16 protein-coding genes are annotated in these 19,176 nt (G+C 70.9%); 5 read left to right on the top strand and 11 right to left on the bottom strand.

All coding sequences use genetic code 11. The features are described from left to right. Positions 1 to 83 precede the first annotated feature (83 nt). A complete protein-coding gene (locus NKJ47_RS02515; protein WP_254459986.1) occupies positions 84 to 2,591 on the bottom strand; it encodes a PepSY domain-containing protein in 2,508 nt (835 codons plus the stop codon). A 198-nt stretch (positions 2,592 to 2,789) separates the two neighbouring features. On the opposite strand from NKJ47_RS02515, the gene NKJ47_RS02510 reads away from it, so the two are divergent. After that, entirely contained in the window at positions 2,790 to 3,545 is a 756-nt protein-coding gene (locus NKJ47_RS02510) for a DNA/RNA non-specific endonuclease (RefSeq protein ID WP_254459985.1), read from the top strand. 117 nt (positions 3,546 to 3,662) lie between these two features. Here the strand turns inward: NKJ47_RS02510 and NKJ47_RS02505 are convergent, their stop codons facing one another. Then, entirely contained in the window at positions 3,663 to 4,550 is an 888-nt protein-coding gene (locus tag NKJ47_RS02505) for a LysR family transcriptional regulator (RefSeq protein ID WP_254459984.1), read from the bottom strand. A gap of 91 nt (positions 4,551 to 4,641) precedes the next feature. Here NKJ47_RS02505 and NKJ47_RS02500 point away from each other — a divergent pair, with 91 nt between their 5' ends. Beyond that, on the top strand, positions 4,642 to 5,631 hold the full coding sequence (locus tag NKJ47_RS02500; RefSeq protein WP_254459983.1) for an NAD-dependent epimerase/dehydratase family protein: 990 nt from the start codon (positions 4,642 to 4,644) through the stop codon (positions 5,629 to 5,631). A gap of 318 nt (positions 5,632 to 5,949) precedes the next feature. On the opposite strand, the gene hemB is transcribed toward NKJ47_RS02500, so the two are convergent. Together hemB and NKJ47_RS02490 are read right to left on the bottom strand one after the other, a co-directional pair. Then, positions 5,950 to 6,942 carry a porphobilinogen synthase gene (gene hemB / locus NKJ47_RS02495; protein ID WP_254459982.1) on the bottom strand — a complete coding sequence of 331 codons (993 nt, stop codon included), beginning with the start codon at positions 6,940 to 6,942 and terminating at the stop codon, positions 5,950 to 5,952. Positions 6,943 to 7,149: 207 nt separating this feature from the next. Next, entirely contained in the window at positions 7,150 to 7,398 is a 249-nt protein-coding gene (locus NKJ47_RS02490; RefSeq protein WP_010340624.1) for a hypothetical protein, read from the bottom strand. A 172-nt stretch (positions 7,399 to 7,570) separates the two neighbouring features. On the opposite strand from NKJ47_RS02490, the gene NKJ47_RS02485 reads away from it, so the two are divergent. Beyond that, a complete protein-coding gene (locus NKJ47_RS02485; protein ID WP_254459981.1) occupies positions 7,571 to 8,029 on the top strand; it encodes a hypothetical protein in 459 nt (152 codons plus the stop codon). Positions 8,030 to 8,499: 470 nt separating this feature from the next. Here NKJ47_RS02485 and NKJ47_RS02480 read toward each other — a convergent pair whose 3' ends face one another. The 4 genes from NKJ47_RS02480 to NKJ47_RS02465 form a co-directional block, all read right to left on the bottom strand. After that, positions 8,500 to 10,302 (bottom strand): DUF885 domain-containing protein, encoded by a 1,803-nt coding sequence (locus NKJ47_RS02480; RefSeq protein WP_254459980.1) that lies wholly within the window; start codon positions 10,300 to 10,302, stop codon positions 8,500 to 8,502. Between the two features lie 253 nt (positions 10,303 to 10,555). Beyond that, positions 10,556 to 11,137, bottom strand: a complete 582-nt coding sequence (locus tag NKJ47_RS02475; RefSeq protein WP_254459979.1) for a cytochrome c oxidase assembly factor Coa1 family protein — start codon at positions 11,135 to 11,137, stop codon at positions 10,556 to 10,558. Positions 11,138 to 11,174: 37 nt separating this feature from the next. Further along, positions 11,175 to 13,406 (bottom strand): S9 family peptidase, encoded by a 2,232-nt coding sequence (locus tag NKJ47_RS02470; protein WP_254459978.1) that lies wholly within the window; start codon positions 13,404 to 13,406, stop codon positions 11,175 to 11,177. A 70-nt stretch (positions 13,407 to 13,476) separates the two neighbouring features. Then, complete coding sequence (locus NKJ47_RS02465; protein WP_254459977.1) at positions 13,477 to 14,166, bottom strand: glutathione binding-like protein; 690 nt, start codon at positions 14,164 to 14,166, stop codon at positions 13,477 to 13,479. Between the two features lie 113 nt (positions 14,167 to 14,279). On the opposite strand from NKJ47_RS02465, the gene NKJ47_RS02460 reads away from it, so the two are divergent. Together NKJ47_RS02460 and NKJ47_RS02455 are read left to right on the top strand one after the other, a co-directional pair. Further along, positions 14,280 to 14,888 (top strand): TIGR00645 family protein, encoded by a 609-nt coding sequence (locus NKJ47_RS02460; RefSeq protein ID WP_254459976.1) that lies wholly within the window; start codon positions 14,280 to 14,282, stop codon positions 14,886 to 14,888. A 172-nt stretch (positions 14,889 to 15,060) separates the two neighbouring features. After that, complete coding sequence (locus NKJ47_RS02455; protein WP_254459975.1) at positions 15,061 to 16,059, top strand: energy transducer TonB; 999 nt, start codon at positions 15,061 to 15,063, stop codon at positions 16,057 to 16,059. Between the two features lie 96 nt (positions 16,060 to 16,155). Here NKJ47_RS02455 and NKJ47_RS02450 read toward each other — a convergent pair whose 3' ends face one another. The 3 genes from NKJ47_RS02450 to NKJ47_RS02440 all read right to left on the bottom strand — a co-directional run bounded on the left by NKJ47_RS02450 (position 16,156) and on the right by NKJ47_RS02440 (position 19,162). Next, positions 16,156 to 17,094 carry a CPBP family intramembrane glutamic endopeptidase gene (locus NKJ47_RS02450; RefSeq protein WP_254459974.1) on the bottom strand — a complete coding sequence of 313 codons (939 nt, stop codon included), beginning with the start codon at positions 17,092 to 17,094 and terminating at the stop codon, positions 16,156 to 16,158. Positions 17,095 to 17,237: 143 nt separating this feature from the next. Then, the gene (locus NKJ47_RS02445; RefSeq protein ID WP_254459973.1) at positions 17,238 to 18,419 is read right to left on the bottom strand and encodes an ABC transporter permease; all 1,182 of its coding nucleotides are present in this window, start codon (positions 18,417 to 18,419) and stop codon (positions 17,238 to 17,240) included. Beyond that, on the bottom strand, positions 18,416 to 19,162 hold the full coding sequence (locus NKJ47_RS02440) for an ATP-binding cassette domain-containing protein (protein WP_254459972.1): 747 nt from the start codon (positions 19,160 to 19,162) through the stop codon (positions 18,416 to 18,418). Before NKJ47_RS02440 ends, NKJ47_RS02445 begins: the two co-directional genes overlap by 4 nt. Positions 19,163 to 19,176 lie beyond the last annotated feature (14 nt).

Genomic DNA, 19,176 nt, shown 5'->3' with positions numbered 1-19,176 from the left:
GGCCACAGCCCGGCACCTGATGCGCAGCGGCGATCAAGGCAGGCACGCAAGGCCCCTGATCGCGCTGCGATCGGCGCGGCGCCTCAGTACACGTCGCGCCGGTAGCGCCCGTCGGCGCTGAGTGCATCGAGTGCGTCCTCGCCGAGGATCTCGCGCAATGCCGCATCCACGCCGCGCGCCATGCCCGCGAGGCTGCCGCAGACATACACGGTAGCGCCGCGCGCCACCCAGTCGCGCACCGCGTCGGCGGACTCGCGCAGGCCGTCCTGCACATAGCGCTTGTGCGCCTGGTCGCGCGAGAACAGCAGGTCCAGGCGCTGCAGGTGGCCGGCGGCCTGCCAGGCCCGCAGTTCGTCGCCGAACAAGGCGTCGTGCGCGGCGTTGCGTTCGCCGAACAGCAGCCAGTGCCCATGCACGCCGGCCTGCTCGGCCTCGCGCAGCAGGCTGCGCAGGCCGGCGATGCCGGTGCCGTTGCCGATCAGCAGCAACGGCGCATCACCGTGTCGGCGGAACCCGGGGTTGGCCCGCACCTGAGCCCGCAGCACCGCGCCCAGCGGCGCGTGCCGGCACAGCCAGCCGGCGCCCAGGCCGGGGCTGCCATCGTCGCGCAGGGTCAGGCGCACGACCAGCTGCAACAGGCCGTCGGCCGGCACCGAGGCGATCGAATACTCGCGCAGCGGCAGGTTCGGCAGCGCATCCACCCAGGCCTGCAGGTCGTCGCCCGGCGCCGGCGGCGTCAACGCGCGCGTGGCCAGCGCCTGCCACAGCGGCTGGCGCACGCCCTCGGCGTGCACCGTCCGTTCGGCGTCCAGCGCCTGCGCGGCGAGCCAGGCACGGACCGCGTCGGCGGCGTGGCAGGGCTGCACTTCCAGGATGTCGCCGGCATGCCAGTGCGCCTGCGGCGGCGGCGTCAGGTCGATGCGCCACACCGGCGCGCCGGCGCTGCCGGGATTGAGCAGGACGCGGCCGGCCAGGCGCCAGTCCAGCGGTTCCGGCGCCTGCAGCACCGGCGCCGACGCCGCCACGCCGGTCAGCGCGGACAGTTGCCATTGCCACTGCGCCAGCGCCTGCGGATCGGCGTTGTCCACCTCCAGCGCCGGGAACAGCGCCTGCGCGCCCTGCGCGTCCAGCCACTGCTGCACTTCCCGGGAGAAGCCGCAGAACTGCGGATACTGGCGGTCGCCCAGGCCGAGCATGGCGTAGCGCAGGTCCGGCAGGGCCTGCGCCTGGCGCAGCACGCGCCGGACGAAGCCGCGCGCCGCGTCCGGCGGTTCGCCGTCGCCGAAGGTGCTGACCACGAACAACGTGCGTTCGACGCCGCGCAGGTGGGCCAGATCCAGTTGCGCCAGCGAGCGCACCTCCACCGCCAGGCCGGCGGCCTGCAACTGCGCGGCGGTCTGCCAGGCCAGGCGCTCGGCCAGGCCGCTCTGGCTGGCGAAGCCGACCAGCCAGGACCCGGCGGCATCGCCGACCAGCCCCGGCAGCGCGCGCCGCGCGGCGCGCAACGCGCGCTTCTTGCGCCGGCGGTCCAGGTACAGCATCCAGCCGGTGACGAAGAACAGCGACATGCACAGGCTCGCCAGCAGCATCGCCACGCGCCCGGGCAGGCCGAAGAAGCTGCCGCTGTGCAGCGCGAACATGCTGGTCAGCAGGCGCCGGCCCAGCGGCTGCGCGCGGTAGTCCAGGCGGCGCAGGATGCGGCCGCTGGCCGGATCGACCTCCACGCTGTCGTAGGCGCGGTCGTGCGCCGGATCGGGCGGCAGGTAGCGGGCCACGATCGGCTGGCCGCTGCGGCCGGGCAGGCGCAGATCCAGATAGGCGCGCTGCGCCGCGGGCACGGTCGCCAGGGCCGCCTGCAGCCGCGCGTAGTCCACCGCCGGCGGTTTGCCGCCGCGACCGCCTTCCTTCTCCTTCGGCGCGGCATCGCCGCCGAGCATCGCCACCAACCCCTGCCGGTACCAGTCGTAGGACCAGTACAGCCCGGTCGCGGCGATCAGCAGGTACACCAGCAGGCACCAGGTGCCGATCACCGAATGCAGGCTCCACAGGAAGCTGCGCCCCTGCCGGTTCCACTCCACCGCCCACCAGGTCCGCCAGCTCCACCAGCGCCGCGGCCAGCGCAGGTACAACCCGGACAGGCAGAAGAAGATCAGCACGATGGCGCAGGCGCCGGTGACCGCCTTGCCGCGCTCGCCCGCCGCCAGGCGCCGGTGCAGGTCTTCGACGAAAGAGAAGAACCCGTCCAGGCGCGGTGCCGGCAGCACCGCGCCGGTGTAGGGATCAAAATACAGGCGGCCGCCGTCGCGGCCGGGCAGGCGCACCGCGGACGGCCGCGTGCCGGTCGGGTCGATCAGCAGCCGGTTGCTGCGGTGCGCGCCATCCAGGTCCAGGCGCCGCGCCAGTTCGGCCAGCGGCAAGGGCTGCTCGCCGGCGGCATGGCGCGCGGCGATGGCCGCCATCGGCGGATTGGCCAGGCGCACGATCTCGTCCTCGAAGGCGAGCGTGGCCCCGCTCAGCCCCATCACCGACAGCACCAGCCCGGCGCTGATGCCGAGCAGCCAGTGCAACTGGAACAACAGCGTCTTGATCACGGCGCGCGGGGGAGAGGGCGGGCGCGCATTGTAAATGAGAACGCTTATCGCATGCGATTGACCGCCCCCCGCGCGGCGTCTACCGCCAAGCGTGACCGCCGGCGCAGTTGCCATTTGCGGCACATCCGGCGGTCACCTGACGGACATCGAACCTGGCCAGTTTCTTCACCTCCATCGATCACCCCCGAGGTTCCTGCAATGTCCGTCTCCCTGCGCGGTTGTCTTGCCCTGCTTGCGCTGTTCGCCGCCCAGGCGGCCAGCGCCGCCACCAGCTGCCCCACGCTCTACGCCGGCGGCAAGGCACCGACGCTCGACGCGTCGATCACCAGCCGCACCACCGAGGTCTGCCATACCGAATACGTGCTGATGGCCTCGGGCGTGACCAAGGGTCCGCTGTACTCGGCCGAGCACCTGACCGACCAACAGGTCGCCGGCGCCGAATCGATCGGCCGCGTCGGCTCCTTCCACGACGAGACCGGCATCCCGGCCGCCGACCGCTCGCACACCTCCGACTACACCAACTCCGGCTTCGACCGCGGCCACATGACCCCGGCCGGCGATGCCTCGACCACCAACTCGGAGAAGGAAACCTTCTCGATGGCCAACGTGGTCCCGCAGGACCACAAGCTCAACACCGGCGAGTGGGCGCGGATCGAAGAGCAGGTGCGCCAGCTGGCCAAGCAGCGCGGCGAGGTCTACGTGGTCACCGGCCCGGCCTTCGACAGCGGCACGCGCAGCAGCATCGGCGCCGACAACGTGCAGGTCCCGAACTACGTGTGGAAGGCGGTGTACGAACCGGGCAACGGCGCGGCCGCCTACATGTGCGTCAACGACAGCACCATCAACTGCGACGTGGTGTCGATCAACGACGTCATCACCATGTCCGGCGTGGACCCGTTCCCGGCGATCAGCGCCAGCATGAAGGCGAACCCGATCGCGCTGACGTTGCCGTAATTCGGGGAGTCGGGAATGGGGAATCGGGATTCGTAAAAGCGTCCCGACACCCTGCCCGGGTTGGGGCGGCCGGATGCGCGAATGCGCCGGCCTGCCGCCATCGCAAGCGCGCGCACCTCAGGCGGTGTGCGCCGTCATCGCCTCGACCAGCGCCGCGAACACCGCGCTGCAGGCGGCGCTGCCGCGCACGTCCTGGTGCATCACGATCCAGCTGTCCAGGCCGACGCGCACCTGCTGCGGCAACACCGGCACCAGCGCCGGCATGCGCCGCGCCAGCGCGACCTGGCAGAAGCCGATGCCGCAGCCGGCACGCAACAGCGCCAGCTGCGCCAGGTCGCTGTCGGCACGCAACGCGAACGCCTCGCGCCGCCATGCCGGCAAGGCACTGCGCGCCGCACGCAGGAACGGCGTCTCCGCATCGAAGCCGATCAGCGCGTGCTGCGGCAGGTCCTGCAGCGTCTGCGGCAGGCCGTGCCGGTCCACGTAGTCCTGGTGCGCGAACAAGGCCACCGCCACCGCGCCGACGTGGCGCGCGACCAGCACATCCTGGGTCGGGCGGGTCATGCGCACCGCCACATCCGCTTCGCGGTGCAGCAGGTCCTGCACCCGGTTGCTCAGCACCAGTTCCAGCCGCAACTGCGGATGCGCGCGGCGCAGGGCCGCCAGCACCGGCGGCAACACCTCCGCACCGATCACCTCGCTGGCGGCGATGCGCACCGTGCCGCGCACCGCCTCGCCGTGGCGGCCGGCCGCGCGCTGCAGCGACGCGGCCAGGCTGCCCATCGCCTGTGCGTGGCCGCGCAGCGCCAGGGCCGCATCGGTGGGCAGCAGGCCGGTCTGCGAGCGCACGAACAGCGGCACCGCCAGCGCCTGTTCCAGCGCCGCCACATGGCGGCCGACGGTGGGCTGGGTCAGGCCCAGCGCGCGTGCCGCCGCCGACAGCGACCCCTCCTCCAGCACCGCCAGGAAGGACCGGTAGAGTTCCCAGCCGATCGTGTTGTCCATACAGAAATGTATAGCCGGTCGGCGGTCTTCGCCAATTTTCTTCTGCGGCACCGGCGCCGACACTGACCGCCGACCCCAACGGAGCGCTGGCATGTCCCCTACTTCTTCCACGGCCCTGGTACTTGGCGCCAGCGGCGGCATCGGCGGCGAACTGGCGCGGCAGTTGCGCGACGCCGGCTGGCAGGTGCGCGCCTTGCAGCGCGGCCTCGCCCGCGCCAGCGAGGACCGCGACGGCATGCACTGGCGCCGTGGCGATGCCTTGCAGCGCGACGACGTGCTGCAGGCGGCGCAGGGCTGCGCGGTGATCGTGCATGCGGTCAACCCGCCCGGCTACCGGCGCTGGTCGGAGCTGGTGCTGCCGATGATCGACAACACCGTCGCCGCGGCCATCGCCGAGCACGCCACCGTGGTCCTGCCCGGTACGGTCTACAACTACGGCCCGGATGCCTATCCGGCGCCGGACGAAGACGCGCCGCAGGCCCCGCGCACGCGCAAGGGCGCGATCCGCGTGGAACTGGAACGGCGCCTGCAGGCCGCGACCGCGCTGGGCGCGCGGGCGATCGTGGTGCGCGCCGGCGACTTCTTCGGTCCACGCGTGGGCAACAGCTGGTTCGCGCAGGGGCTGGTGCAGCCCGGACGGCCGGTCGCGACGGTGACCCTGCCCGGCGATCCCGGCGTGGGCCACCAGTGGGCCTACGTGCCGGACGTGGCGCGGACCATGCTGGCGCTGCTGCAGCGGCGCGCGGACCTGCCGGCCTTCGCCCGCATGCACATGGACGGGCACTGGGACGCCGACGGCACGCAGATGGCCGCGGCGATCGCGCGGGTCGCGCAACGCCATGGTCTGGCGCCGCCACGCACGCGCCGCTTCCCGTGGCCGCTGCTGACCCTGGCCCTGCCGTTCTGGCCGCTGGCGCGCGAGCTGCACGAAATGCGCCCGCTGTGGCGGCACCCGCTGCGCATGCGCAACACGCGGCTGCTGGAACTGCTCGGCGAAGAACCGCACACGCCGCTGGATGCGGCGGTGGAGGCGACGCTGCGCGGGCTGGGCTGTCTGCCGGCGACCTCCCAATCGGCCTAACGCCGGCGTGTCTGCGTAGGAGCGGCTTCAGCGGCGACCAGGCGCCAACGGGAAGGCGCGGTCGCGGCCGACGCCGCTGCTATCAGCAGGATGCGCAGTCGCGATGCCTTTGCCAGGCAAGGCCTGGTCGCGGCGTCAAGGCACTCCAACAACCAGCTCGCGCCCCGATCAAGCCGGATACCGCGTGCCCGGCAGGAGCGGCTTCAGCCGCGACGGCTTGCCCGGGAGCGCGCGGTCGCGGCCGAAGCCGCGCCCACAGGACGCTTACCGTCGCGACTGGAGGCGCCCTGGAGCCGCTTGCACAGACAGACGCTGGGCTCAGCGCGCCTCGCGCAGCCAGCGCGCCACCTGCGGCGCGAAGTAGGTCAGCACGCCGTCGGCGCCGGCGCGCTTGAACGCCATCAGCGATTCCAGCACGCAGGCGCGCTCGTCCAGCCAGCCGTTGCCGATCGCCGCCTTGAGCATCGCGTACTCGCCGCTGACCTGGTAAGCGAAGGTCGGCACGCGGAATTCGTCCTTCACCCGCCGCACCACGTCCAGGTAGGGCATGCCGGGCTTGACCATCACCATGTCCGCGCCCTCTTCCAGATCCAGGGCGATCTCGCGCAGGGCCTCGTCGCCGTTGGCCGGGTCCATCTGGTAAGTGGTCTTGTCGGCCTTGCCGAGGTTGCCGGCGCTGCCCACCGCCTCGCGGAACGGGCCGTAGAACGCCGAGGCGTACTTGGCCGAGTAGGCCATGATGCGCACGTGCAGGTGTTCGTCGGCATCCAGCGCGCGGCGGATCGCGCCGATGCGCCCGTCCATCATGTCCGAGGGCGAGACGATGTCCACGCCGGCCTGCGCATGCGACAGCGACTGCTGCACCAGTGCCTCGACGGTGATGTCGTTGAGCACGTAGCCGCGCTCGTCGATGATGCCGTCCTGGCCGTGGCTGGTGTACGGATCCAGCGCCACGTCGGTCATCACCCCCAGCTCCGGGAAGCGCGTCTTCAGCGCGCGCACCGCGCGTTGCGCCAGGCCGTCCGGGTTCCAGGCCTCGGCCGCGTCCAGCGACTTGCCGGTCGGGTCGATCACCGGGAACAGGTCGATCACCGGGATGCCCAGTTCCAACGCCGCCTCGGCCTCCTTCAGCAGTTCCTCGATCGACAGCCGCTCCACGCCGGGCATGGACGCGATCGGCGTGCGCCCGGGCACATCGTGCACGAACACCGGCCAGATCAGGTCGTCGACGGTGAGGGTGTGCTCGCGCATCAGGCGGCGCGAAAAGGCATCGCGGCGCATGCGCCGGGGACGGTAGTGGGGATGGGCCACGTGCAGGCTCCTGGGTAGGCGGATTCTTGAGAGGCCGCGCCAGTCGCACCGGCCGATGCCGCCAAGGCACCGCAGGCCGCGCCGCCGGCACCGGCGTGAACGCAAGGCGCCCGCGAGCGGGCGCCGTCGGCTGCGCATGTTACTCCCGCCGGCGCGGCGCGCCGCACGAAATGTTGCAACACAGCATGCCGGTCGCCCGGCGCAGGCTCAGATCACGCCGCCGCCCAGGCTCAGCCGGATCACCCCGACCACGATCACCAGCGCATTGAGCATGAGACCGGTCTTGGCGCGGCCGCGGTTGGGTGCGGCGGTGAACAGCAGCCCGATCGCGGCGATCAGCGCGCCGACCGCGGCGAACGGGATCAGGAACCAATTGCCCCAGCCGAGCAGCGGAATGAAGGCCAGGATCATCCACAGCAACGCCACGATGCCCCACAGCAGACTGATCAGGCCCATGCCGGCCTCCATGCGAATGTCAGCCTGCACCATAGCGCGCGGCGGAGGCCAGGCAACCCAACTCTTGGCATGGGGATCACGGCGGCCCTGCCAGGGTGCGGCAGCGGCGGGTTCGGCACGATTCACCCGGCCCGCCTATGATCGCGTGAGATCCGAACACGGGGGTAAGGCCATGACTGTACGACCGTTGCTGCCGCTGGCGCTGCTGCTCGCCCTGGCCGGCTGCGCCAGTTCTTCCAAGGTGATGGTCGGCGCGGCGCGCCCGCCGATCGATCCGGCGCTGGTGCAGATCTACTCCGCGCCGCCGCCGGGGGCGGTGGACATCGCCCAGTTGGAAGCCTCCAGCGCGGCCGGTTTCGGCACCCAGGGCCAGACCGACGCGGTGGTGGCCCGGCTCAAGCGCGACGCGGCCAAGCTCGGCGCCAACGGCGTGGTGCTGATGGGCGTGGGCTCGCAGCGCTCCGGCGGCGGCCTGTCGGTGGGCGCCGGCAGCTACGGCGGCCACGTCGGCGGCGGCCTGGGCATCGGCATCCCCACCACGCAGAAGCGCGCCGCGGGCATGGCGATCTGGGTGCCGCCGGCGGCGCCGGCACCGGCGGCTCCGCAGCCAGCACCACCGCCCGTTCACTGAATCTGGCCACGGGGGCGGCCGCGGCGCTGCCGCCCCCCGTGGCCACTGACGTACCCGCCGCTCCCGTGAAGCGAATGTCCCAGCCTCGCTGTGCGGGCCTGGACGGCCCCTCGCGCGCTGAAACCCTTGCCGAGCTATTTGCGGGCGGAATCGGGACGATCCGCGCGAGGGTCGCGCCTACGATGCCGCCCGCCGTGCAACCGCACATTCAGCCCAGATGTCTTGGATGGACCGCTTTCGACGGAGGGACGTGCGATAAAGCGATGGATATCGATTCTGGTTGCGTTCCTGGGATTTCAGGGTGTCGCTGGCGCGCAGCAGGTCTATGAAGATCTGCCCGGTCGGCGGCGGCAACGCCAGCGACTGGACGGGACCGCAACGGCCCCAACGTCTTCCCACGGATCATTGCTCCGCACCGACGGTGCCGCCGCGCTCTCCGGGCGCAGCGGCGCGCATGGCTAACCGTCCGGTCACCTGCGCTGCGAAGGCACGAACTCCTCGTCCACCGCCGCGGCCAGCTGGTCCGGGGGCAGCAGCCCTTGGTCGAGCAGGAAGTTATTGAATTTCAGCCGGTCGAACTTCGCCCCCAGCGCCAGTTCGGTGCGCATGCGCAGCTCCAGGATGCGGCTGTAGCCGTAGAAGTAGCTGCCGGCCTGGCCGGGCGCGCGCACCATGTAGCGGTCCAGTTCCTGCCGCGCCATCGCCGGCGACAGGCCGACCTCGTTCTCCAGCACCAGGCGCGCACGCTCGCGGTCGATCAGGCCGAGATTGAGCATCGGGTCGAGCATGGCGCGCGCCGCGCGCAGCAGGCGGAACTGCAAGGCGATCAGCTGCCCGTCCAGCGGTTCGTACGGCACCATCTCGGCCTCAGCGTACAGCGCCCAGCCTTCGACGTTGACCGAATTGAACGCGTACAGGCTGCGCGCCAGCGACACGCCGCGCTCGACCATGGCGGTGAACTGCAGTTCGTGGCCGGGCCGGCCCTCGTGCGCGCTCAGCGTCCACGCCGCCGCGCCGAAGTTGAAATCGTCGTAGTGCTCGCCCTTGCCGGCGCTGTCGGGATTGCCCAGCGGCAGCACGAAGGTGCCCTGCTCGCCGGTGTTGCCGACCAGCGGCGCCGGGCGGAAATGCGGCGCCGGTTGCGCGGCGCTTTCGGCCGGCGAGCCCAGGCGCATCTGCATCGGCCGTTGCGGCACGTCGACGATGCGCTGTTGGCGGATGATCGGGTCGATGCGGTCGATGACGCTGCGGTAGTGCGCTTCGAGCTTGTCGTCGGGGATGGTGTCGCGCTTGAGCGCGCGCAGCACCGTGCGGTAGTCGCGCGCATCGTCGCCGCGCAGTCCCTTGGCGGCGGCCACCAGCGGCGCCAGCTGCTGCATCGCCGCGCGGGTTTCCATGAACTCCAGCTGCGCGCGCTGCATCAGCACCTGCGGCGCGATGTCGATGCCGACCTGCTTGAGCCGGAACGCGTACAGCTCGGGCGGCAGGCGCGCATCCGCGCGCGCCTGCGGCAGCACCACCGTGCGCGTCCAGGTGGCGTAGTCCCGGAACTGCTGGTCCATCGCCGCCAGTGCCGCATCCGCACCGGCGATCCTGTACTCGGCGAACAGCGCGCGAATGCCCTTGGCGTAGGTGTCGACGTTGCTCAAGGCCTGCTCGACCTCGCGCCTGGTCGGCTGCAGCAGGCTGCCGTCGGCGCGCTTCTCTTCGTAGCGTTGCCGCGCCAGCAGCAGGGTGGAGGTGCTGCCCGGCGCCAGTCCTACGTAGCGCTGCAGCCGCGCCAGCGCCTTGGCGCGGCGCGCCGCCGGGACCTGTTCGGACAACAGGTTGTTGATCCCGCCGAAGACGTGCTGCGGCGCGTCCATCCATGGCAGCAGCAGGCGCTCGTCGAGCGTGCTGCCCTCGATGGACTGATCGGCGGCGTGGATCAGGATCGCCAGATCCTGGCGCACGTTCGGATCGCGCTCCACCTGGAGCTTTTCCTGCAGCGTGCGGCGCGCGGCGGCGGTGGCCTCGCGGAAACGCCGCGCGTTGTCCGGGCCGAGATCGGAGACCTGGTCGTCGAATCCGGGCACGCCGAAGAAGCTCACTTCCTCGGCCTGGAACGGCGCCTGCGCCTGCAGCAGGATCTGCGCGAACGCATTGCTGCGCTCCACCCAGGCCGGCGCGCGCGTGGCCGCACTGGCGGTCGGCGCGGCCGCCGCCAGCGCCGGGAACGGCGAAGGCACCGTCAACGCCAAGGTCAGGGCGATGGCGAGGACACGTGGCTTCATGGCGCAGCTCCGACAGGACAATGCGGGGACCGTACGCGGCGCATGCGGATCGGCCATCTGCCGGAGGTCATGGCCGTCACCACGCGGCGGTGCAGCATGCCGGTGGGCCTGCGCGGCGACCGCCGCAATGCGCGTGCGGTAGCGCAGCGTGGGCGCATCGCGTCAGACCCTCGGCGGTGCGATGGTGCACGCCCATGGACGCCGCACATGGACGCTCCACAACGCGGTGGGCGGCAGAACGTTCGCGGCCCGCCTACTGCGTAGCGTCGGCTTCGGCCGGCATGGCGTTGTCCGCGTCCGCCGCGGGCATCGGCGGCGCATCGATCACCATGCCGTCCGCCTCTTCGTCGTCGTCGGCGGCGTCCTGCCCGAGCGCATCGAGCAGCGGGATCGCCTCGCCGGCATCCGGCAGCACCTGCAAGGTGGTGTAGTGCCACTCGCCCGCATGACGCTCGGCTTCGATGTACAGGGTGCCGTTGGCGCGGCTGCCGTGCAGCGACACGCTCAAGCTGGCATTGCCGTTGCCGGCGCCGCTGGTGCTGATGCTGCCGCTGGGCATGATGCCGTCCTTGATCGGCGCACCCAGCGCGGCCGCCACCCGTGGATCGTGTTGTGCGGCCATCACGCCGACCCGGTACGGCTCGGACGCCTTGGTGACGCGCGCGAGGCCGAGCACGAACACCGCGATCGAGGCTAGCAGCAGCGCGCCGAGCACCAGCGCGATCAGCGGCACCGCCCATTTCCAGTGCCGCGCCCACCAGCCGCGCTTGGCCGCTGGCGACGCCATGGCCGAGGTGGGGCCGGGCGTCCCGGGCAGCGGCGGCGGACTCGACATTGCGTCACTCCTTGTCGTGCAAAACGAAACGGGGCGCTCAGGGCTTCAGGCAGCGTGCCAGGAACGCTTCGGTGGTGCGATAGCGATGCAGTGCGTTGCTGCCGGACAGCCCGTGCTTGGCGCCCGGATAGGTCATCAGCTCGAACAGCTTGCCGCGCTTCTGCAGCTCGCTCATCAGCGAGGTGGAATTGGTGAACAGCACGTTGTCGTCGGCCATACCGTGCAGCAGCAGCAATTGCGAGGTCAACCCGTCCAGGTGCGCGGCCACGCGGCTGTCGCGATAGCCGTCGGGATTGGCCTTGGGCAGGTTCATGTAGCGCTCGGTGTAGTGGCTGTCGTACAGGCCCCAATCGGTGACCGGCGCGCCTGCGGCGCCGCAGGCATAGGCCTCGCTGTGCTTGGACAGCAGCATCAGGGTCATGTAGCCGCCGTTGGACCAGCCGTACACGCCGATCCGCGCCGGATCCACCCACGGCTGCGCCTTCAGCCAGGCCACGCCGCGCAGCTGGTCGTCCACTTCCACGGTGCCCTGGTGCTGGTACAGCGCCCCGCCGAAATCGCGGCCACGGCGTGGCGTGCCGCGGTTGTCCAGCGAGAACACCACATAGCCGTGCTGGGCCAGGTACTGGTCGAACAGCGCATCGCCGCGGCCGGGCCAGCTATCGACCACGGTCTGCGCGGCCGGGCCGCCGTAGACGTAGACCACCACCGGGTAGCGCTTGGCCGGATCGAAGCCGTCCGGCTTCATCAACCGGTAGTGCAGCTGGGTCTTGCCGTCGGCGGCGGTCATGGTGCCGAACTCGACCGGGCGCTGCGCGGCGCGGTAGGCGGCATAGGGATGCTGCGGATCGGCCAGGTCGTTGACCAGCAGGGTGGCGATCTTTTCGCCATTGGCGCGGAACAGCTCGATCTGCGGCGGGGTGGTGGTGTTGGACCAGCTGTCGACGTACACACTGGCGTTCTTGGCGAAGCTGGCGGCATGCGTGCCGTTGGGCTTGGACAGCTGCTCGATGGCGCCGCCGGCCAACGGCACCGCGTAGAGCTGGGTCTGGGTCGGCGAGGCCTTGGTCGCGGAGAAATAGACCTTGCCGGCGGCCTCGTCCACCGCCAGCAGTTCGTCCACCACCCACTGGCCCTGGGTCAGCGGGCGCAGCGTGCGGCCGTCTTCCGAGGCCAGGTACAGGTGTTCGTAGCCGCTGCGCTCGGAGCCCCAGACGAAGCGTCCGTCCTTGAGGAAATGCAGGTCGTAGGTGAGCGGCACCCAGGTCGGGCTGGTCTCGGTGATCAGCACGCGCTGCTTGCCGGTGGCCAGGGTCGCCTCGATCAGGTCCAGGCGCTTCTGGTCGCGCGACTGGCGCTGGAAGGTCAGCCGTTGCGGATCGCGCCAGTCCACCCGCGCCAGGTAGATGTCCGGATTCTTGCCCAGGTCGACCCACTGCGGCTGCGCGCCGGCACGCGGCGCGATCACGCCCAGCTGCACCTTGACGTTGGGCTGGCCGGCCTGCGGATAGCGCTGTTCGACCACCTCGGTATGGTCGGCGTAGACCTCCGGGCGCTTCTGCACGGGCACTTCGGTTTCGTCGATGCGGGCGAAGGCGATCGCCGAATCGTCCGGCGCCCACCAGTAGCCGGTGTGGCGGTCCATTTCCTCGTCGGCGACGAACTCGGCCACGCCGTTGCCGATGGTCTCGCTGCCGTCGCGGGTGAGCTGGTGCTGCTGGCCGCTGGCCAGGTCGATCACCCACAGGTTGCGCCCGCGCACGAAACTGACGTAGCCGCCCTTGGGCGAGATCTTCGGGTCGGTGACGAAGCCTTCGCCGTGGGTGAGCTTGCGCACCGCGGCGCTGCCGGTCTTGCTCAGGTCGTACAGGTACAGCTCGCCGCCGAGCGGGAACAGCAGCGCATGCGCATCCGGCGCCCACTGGTATTCGACGATGCCGGTGTAGGCGGCGATGCGCTGGCGCTCGCGGCGCGCCTTCTCCTCGTCGCTCAGCGTCTCGGTGCCGGGCAGCACCAGCTTGGAATCCACCAGCATGCGGGTCTGGCCGCTGGCGATGTCGTACTCCCACAGGTCCAGCTGGTTGCGGTCGCTGTCCTTGCCGCGCAGGAAGGTCACCCGCGAGCCGTCCGGCGCCACCTTGGGCTTCATCAGGGTCGGCCCGGACAGCGGCTTGCTGCCGGTGATGGCCTCCAGGGTCAGTTTCTCGGCGTGGGCGGGAAGGACGGGCGTGGCGAGCATGAGGGCGAGAGCGGCGAACAAAGAGCGCATGAAGGTTCCTGATGGAGCACCGAGCGCACGGATGATGCGCGTGCGCCCGGGATTTGAGAAGCGCGCCGGCTCAGCGCTGCCCGAACAGGTGCTTGCGCGCTTCCTCGCTGAGCGGCTTGCCCGCGTTCGGGTTCACCTGCTCCTTCAAGGCGTAGGCGCGCTGGGTGGCCGGGCGCGCGGCGATGGCCTCGTGCCAGCGCTTGAGATGCGGGAACGCGGCGTAGTCGGGGGTCAGGCCGGGATACACCTCGATCCACGGGTAGCTGGCCATGTCGGCGATGCCGTAGGCGTCGCCGGCCAGATAGGCGCTGTGCGCCAGGCGCTTGTCCAGCACGCCGTGCAGGCGCCGCACCTCGTTGCCGTAGCGCTCGATCGCATAGCCGATCTTCTCCGGCGCGTAGACGTTGAAGTGGCCCATCTGCCCGGTCATCGGGCCGAGGCCGGCCATCTGCCAGAACAGCCATTCCAGCGCGACCACGCGCCCGCGCGGATCGGCCGGCAGGAAGCGGCCGGTCTTCTCGGCCAGGTACAGCAGGATCGCGCCGGATTCGAACACGCTCTGCGGGGCGCCGCCGTCGGCCGGGGCATGGTCGACGATGGCCGGCATCTTGTTGTTCGGCGAGATCGCCAGGAAGGCGGGCGCGAACTGCTCGCCGGCGCCGATGTTGACCGGCTTGAGCGTGTAGTCCAGCCCGGCTTCCTCGAGGAACAGGGTGATCTTGTGGCCGTTGGGGGTGGGCCAGTAGTACAGATCGATCATGGCGGCGGTCCTGGACAGGGGAACTCGAGTGTAGCGGCGCCCTCCGGCTTGGCAGCGTCACCGCCGGCCGGGTACCCTGGCCGCTCCCGCAACGCAGCATTCCAGACCACGCCATGACTCCCGAGCGGCCTCGCCTGCACCCCCTGTCCAACCTGATCTTCGCCTCGCGCTGGCTGCAGCTGCCGCTGTACCTGGGGCTGATCGTGGCCCAGGGCGTGTACGTGTTCCTGTTCGGCAAGGAACTGTGGCACCTGATCCACGAGGCGCCGAGCCTGGGCGAACAGCAGATCATGCTGATCGTGCTGGGCCTGATCGACGTGGTGATGATCTCCAACCTGCTGGTGATGGTGATCGTCGGCGGCTACGAGACCTTCGTGTCGCGGCTGGGCCTGGAAGGCCACCCGGACCAGCCGGAGTGGCTGAGCCACGTCAACGCCAGCGTGCTCAAGGTCAAGCTGGCGCTGTCGATCATCGGCATCTCCTCGATCCACCTGCTCAAGACCTTCATCGCGGTGGGCGCGCTCGGCGGCATGCCGATGTGCTCGCCGGAGCAGTTGGCCAGCGCCGCGGGCACGGTGGACCTGAAGAGCTGCGCGACGCTGACCGCCACCGGCGTGCTGTGGCAGACCGTCATCCATGGCATTTTCATCCTGTCGGCGATCGGCATCGCCTGGACCGACCGGATCATGTCCGCGTCCGCGCCGGCGCGGCCGGCGCATTGACCGGCACGCGCAGCGTCACGCTTTTTGCCGCATGGCCGTGGCTGCCACGCACCCGGCGGCCGGGGATGCTAGATTGGCCGATGGGGTGCGCTGGCGGCATGGGGGCCGCAGCCGCCGCGAACGCACCGCCGTCGCATCGTTGATTGCCAACATCGGGGATTCAGGGGGACGCATGTCGCAACTCACCACACTCGCCAAGGCGCGCCGTCTCGCGCCCGTCCTGTTGCTGGCCGCGCTGGCGGCCTGCTCCAAGCAGGACGAGAGCGCACCCGCCGCCGCACCGGCCACGGCCGCCGCGAATGCGCCGGCAACGCCGGCGGTCTCGGCCAAGGTGCAGTCGATGGGCACCGAACAGCTGCACGATTCGGCCAGCCAGGCGCTGCGCGAGAACCGCATGTACGCACCGGCCGGCAACAACGCGGTCGAGTACTACCTGGCGCTGCGCGACAAGCAGCCCGACGACGCCGGGGTCAAGAGCGCGCTGACCGACCTGATGCCGTACACGCTGATCGCCGCCGAACAGAGCATCGCCCGCGAGGATTTTCCGGAAGCCCAGCGCCTGGTCGGCCTGATCGAGAAGATGGACCCGCAGGCGCCCGCCCTGCCGCGACTCAAGCAGGGCATCAGCAAGGGCATGCAAGCCGTGGCCCAGCGTAGCCAGGACGAGACCGACAAGGCCAAGAAGGACGCCGAGCAGAAGGCCAAGCTGGCGGCCGAGCAGCAGAAGCAGGCGCAGCAGCAGGCCAGCGAGGCGCAGGCGGCGCAGCAGATCGCCGCGCAGCAGGAGGCCGCGCGCCGCGAGAGCGCGCGCCAGGAAGCCGAACGCCAGGCCGCCGCCCGCCCCGCCACGCCCGCCGCGCAACCGACGCCGACACCTGCCGCGGCACCCGCGGCCGCACCGGCCGCCGCCACGGCACAGACCCTGCGCCCGATCAGCACCCCGGCCCCGCGCTATCCGCCCGAGGCGCTGCGCTCGGGCACCGCCGGCGAGGTGCTGGTGGAGATCACCGTCGGCACCGATGGTGCGGTCACCAACGCCCGCGTGCTGCGCGCCACGCCGCCGCGGGTGTTCGACCGCGAGGCGCTGAACGCCACCAAGCGCTGGCGCTTCGAGCCGGTCGGCGCACCGGTGACCACCCGCCGTACGCTGGCGTTCAATCCCGGCGGCTGAGCCGCGCAACATCACGCGCGTGCCCGGCAGCCGCCGGGCACGCAGCCAGCGCCCAGGCGCAACACGGCGCCGACCGCAACGCTTCGATCAAACCGGTCAGGACGTCGGGGTCATGCCCGCGCTGCGCACCGACGCGCCGAAGCGCCCCTTGCGCCAAGCCACCCAGGTCGCGATCGCGCCCACCACCGTACACACCAGCAGACCCGGCAGCGAAGCCTCCGGTCCGAACGCGCCACCGCTCAGCCATTCCGGCACCCCGGCGTGCGCCGTGCTGCGCGCGATCGCCGGCCCCATGTCGGTCCCCGACACCGCCGCGCCGAACAGATAGCCCTGGGTGAAGTTCCAGGCCGCATGCACACCGATGGAGACCCAGAGCCGGCCGGTGAGCACGTAGAAGGCGCCCAGCATGACGCCCGCCTCCACCGCGATGCACAGCGCGGCGAACACGCTCGCGTTCGGATTGCCGAGATGGGCCAGGCCAAACAGCGCCGCCGACAGCGCGAACGCCGGCCATGGCCCGAACGCGCGCCACAGCAGGCGCAACAGGATCGCACGCAACATCAGCTCTTCGACCATACCGGCCTGCAGCGCCTTGCCGAGCGCACCCCACGCCGGCGCGGGTCCGGTCCAGCGGATCGCGTACACGCCGAACGCCGCCATGAGCGCCATCACCGCCGCGAACATCGCCGCGCCCAGCAGCAGCCCCAAGGCCAATTGCGATGGCGCCGCGCGCCAGGCGAGTTCCGCTGGCCAGCGGCGCTCGCCCAGGCGGACCGCCACTGCGTAGAAGAGGGCGGCCGTCAATGCAGTGGCATACGGCGCGACGCGCTCCGCGCCCGTCGGCAACAGCCTGGCACACAGCACCGGTACCGCCGTCGCCACGACCACCATCAATGCCAGCAACGCGATCGCCCAGGCCACCGCCCTCAGCCAGCGCAGGCTGCCCGGCTGCAGGATGCACGCCTCGCCCAGTTCCAGCAGGCGCCTGGCGCCGGCAGCCGTCCTTGCTCGGGCATCGTGTGGGTCTGGGGACATGCATGGGCTCGCTGCGGAGGAAGCGGCAGCAAGACGGACACGTCCGCTGCACGCAGCGAGTGTGCATCACGCGCGCCGTCCCTGCGCGCGCCTCGGTCACGACGGCCGGGCAGCGCGCGGACCGTCCGCGCGCTGCCGCCTGCTCAACTGGAGATCGCCAACTGCTCCTGCCGGTAGCGGCGCACCGCCGCCAGCCACAACAGCGCGGCCAGGCCGAAGCCGGTCAACAGGTACACCGCCCAGATCTGCGGATCGATCGCCTCGCGGCGGATGATCTTCATCAGCATCTGGTTCTGCGCCAGGAACGGCACCGCGAACTGCCACAGCGTGGTCTTCAGCGGATACACCATCAACGCATAGCCGGGCAGCATCGGCAGCAGCATCAGCCAGGTCATGTGGCTCTGCGCCTCCTTCATGCTCTTGGCCGACGCCGCCAGGTAGGTCAGCAGCGAGGTGCCGATGAACAGCATCGGCAACAGCACGAACAGCATCTGCAGCATCGCCACGAAGCCGACGTTGAGCTGGCGGCCGATGCCGCTGGCCACCTGCGCGCTGAGCTTGAACGCGAGCAGGGTCAGCAGCAGCGACACCAGGCCGACCATGCAGGCCGCGGCGATCTTGCCGCTGACGATGGCGCTGCGCGAGGCCGGCGTGGCCAGCAGCGGCTCCAGCGATTGCCGCTCGCGTTCGCCGGCGGTGGCGTCGAGGATAAGGTAGGCGCCGCCGATGAACGAGGTGATGGTCAGCAGCACCGGCAGCAGCATCGCCAGCAACGCGCCGCGCTTGGCCTCGGGCGTGGCCAGGTCCTGCAAGGCCACGTCCAGCGGCCGCGACACCTGCGAGTCGATGCCGCGCGCCAGCAGGCGCAAGGCGCCGACCTGCTGGCCGTACATGCTCAACGCTGCCTGCACCCGCTGGGTCGGGATGTCGGCATCGCGGCGGGTACTGTCCTTGATGATCTCCACCAGCGCCGGGCGCCCTTCGTGCCAGGCGTTGGCGTAGTCTTCGTCGATCTTCAGCGCCAGGTCCACGTCCTGGCTGCGGATCGCCCCGGTCAGGTCCTTCGGCGGCGCGACCGCGTTCAGGCCCTGCGCGGCGAGGAAGGCGACCAGGTTCGGCGCGCGTTCGCGGCCGATCACCGGAATGTCCAGTGGCTTGTCGATCTGGGTGCGCACGCGGCTCTCGGCCAGCGCGCCCATGCCCAGGATCAGCGCCGGGTACAGCAGCGGGCCGAGCAGCAGGGCCAACGCCAGGGTGCGGCGATCGCGCGAGAGGTCGCGCAATTCCTTGCGCATCACGGTGAATACGGTACGGAGCAGGCTCATGCGTGCAGTCCCTCGTCGCTGCCGATCGCCTTGACGAAGGCGTCTTCCAGGTTGGATTCGCAGGTCAGGGCGCGCAGTTCGTCGGCGGTGCCGGCGGCCACCACCGTGCCCTTGGCGATGATGACGATGCGATCGCACAGCGCCGCCACCTCCTGCATGATGTGGCTGGAGAAGATCACGCAGCGTCCTTCCTCGCGCAGTTCGCGCAGGAACCCGCGCAGCGCCCGCGTGGTCATCACGTCCAGGCCGTTGGTGGGTTCGTCCAGGATCACGTTGCGCGGGTCGTGGACCAGCGCGCGGGCGATCGCGGTCTTGGTGCGCTGGCCCTGGCTGAAGCCCTCGGTCTGGCGGTCGAGGATGTCGTCCATGTCCAGCGCCTTCGACAGCAGCCGGGTGCGCTCGGCGATGCGCGCCGCCGACAGCCCGTGCAGCTCGCCGAAATAGGCGATGTTCTCGCGCGCGGTCAGCCGCTTGTACACGCCGCGCGCATCCGGCAGCACGCCCAGCGCGCGCCGCACCGCCATCGGGTCCTGGCCCACGTCGACGCCGTCCACGCGCACCTGGCCCTGGTCCGGCGCCATCAGCGTGTACAGCATGCGCAAGGTGGTGGTCTTGCCGGCGCCGTTGGGGCCGAGCAGGCCGGTGATCTGGCCGTCGGCGGCCTGGAAGCTGACCCCTTGCACGGCCTGCACGGCGCCGGCGCGGGTCTTGAATGCCTTGTGCAGATTGTCGGCGACGATCATGCCTGCCCCTCCCT

The organism is Xanthomonas sacchari (assembly GCF_024266585.1).
GTDB classification, from domain to species: Bacteria; Pseudomonadota; Gammaproteobacteria; order Xanthomonadales; family Xanthomonadaceae; genus Xanthomonas_A; species Xanthomonas_A sacchari_C.
This window is presented reverse-complemented; position numbering and strand designations above follow the sequence as displayed.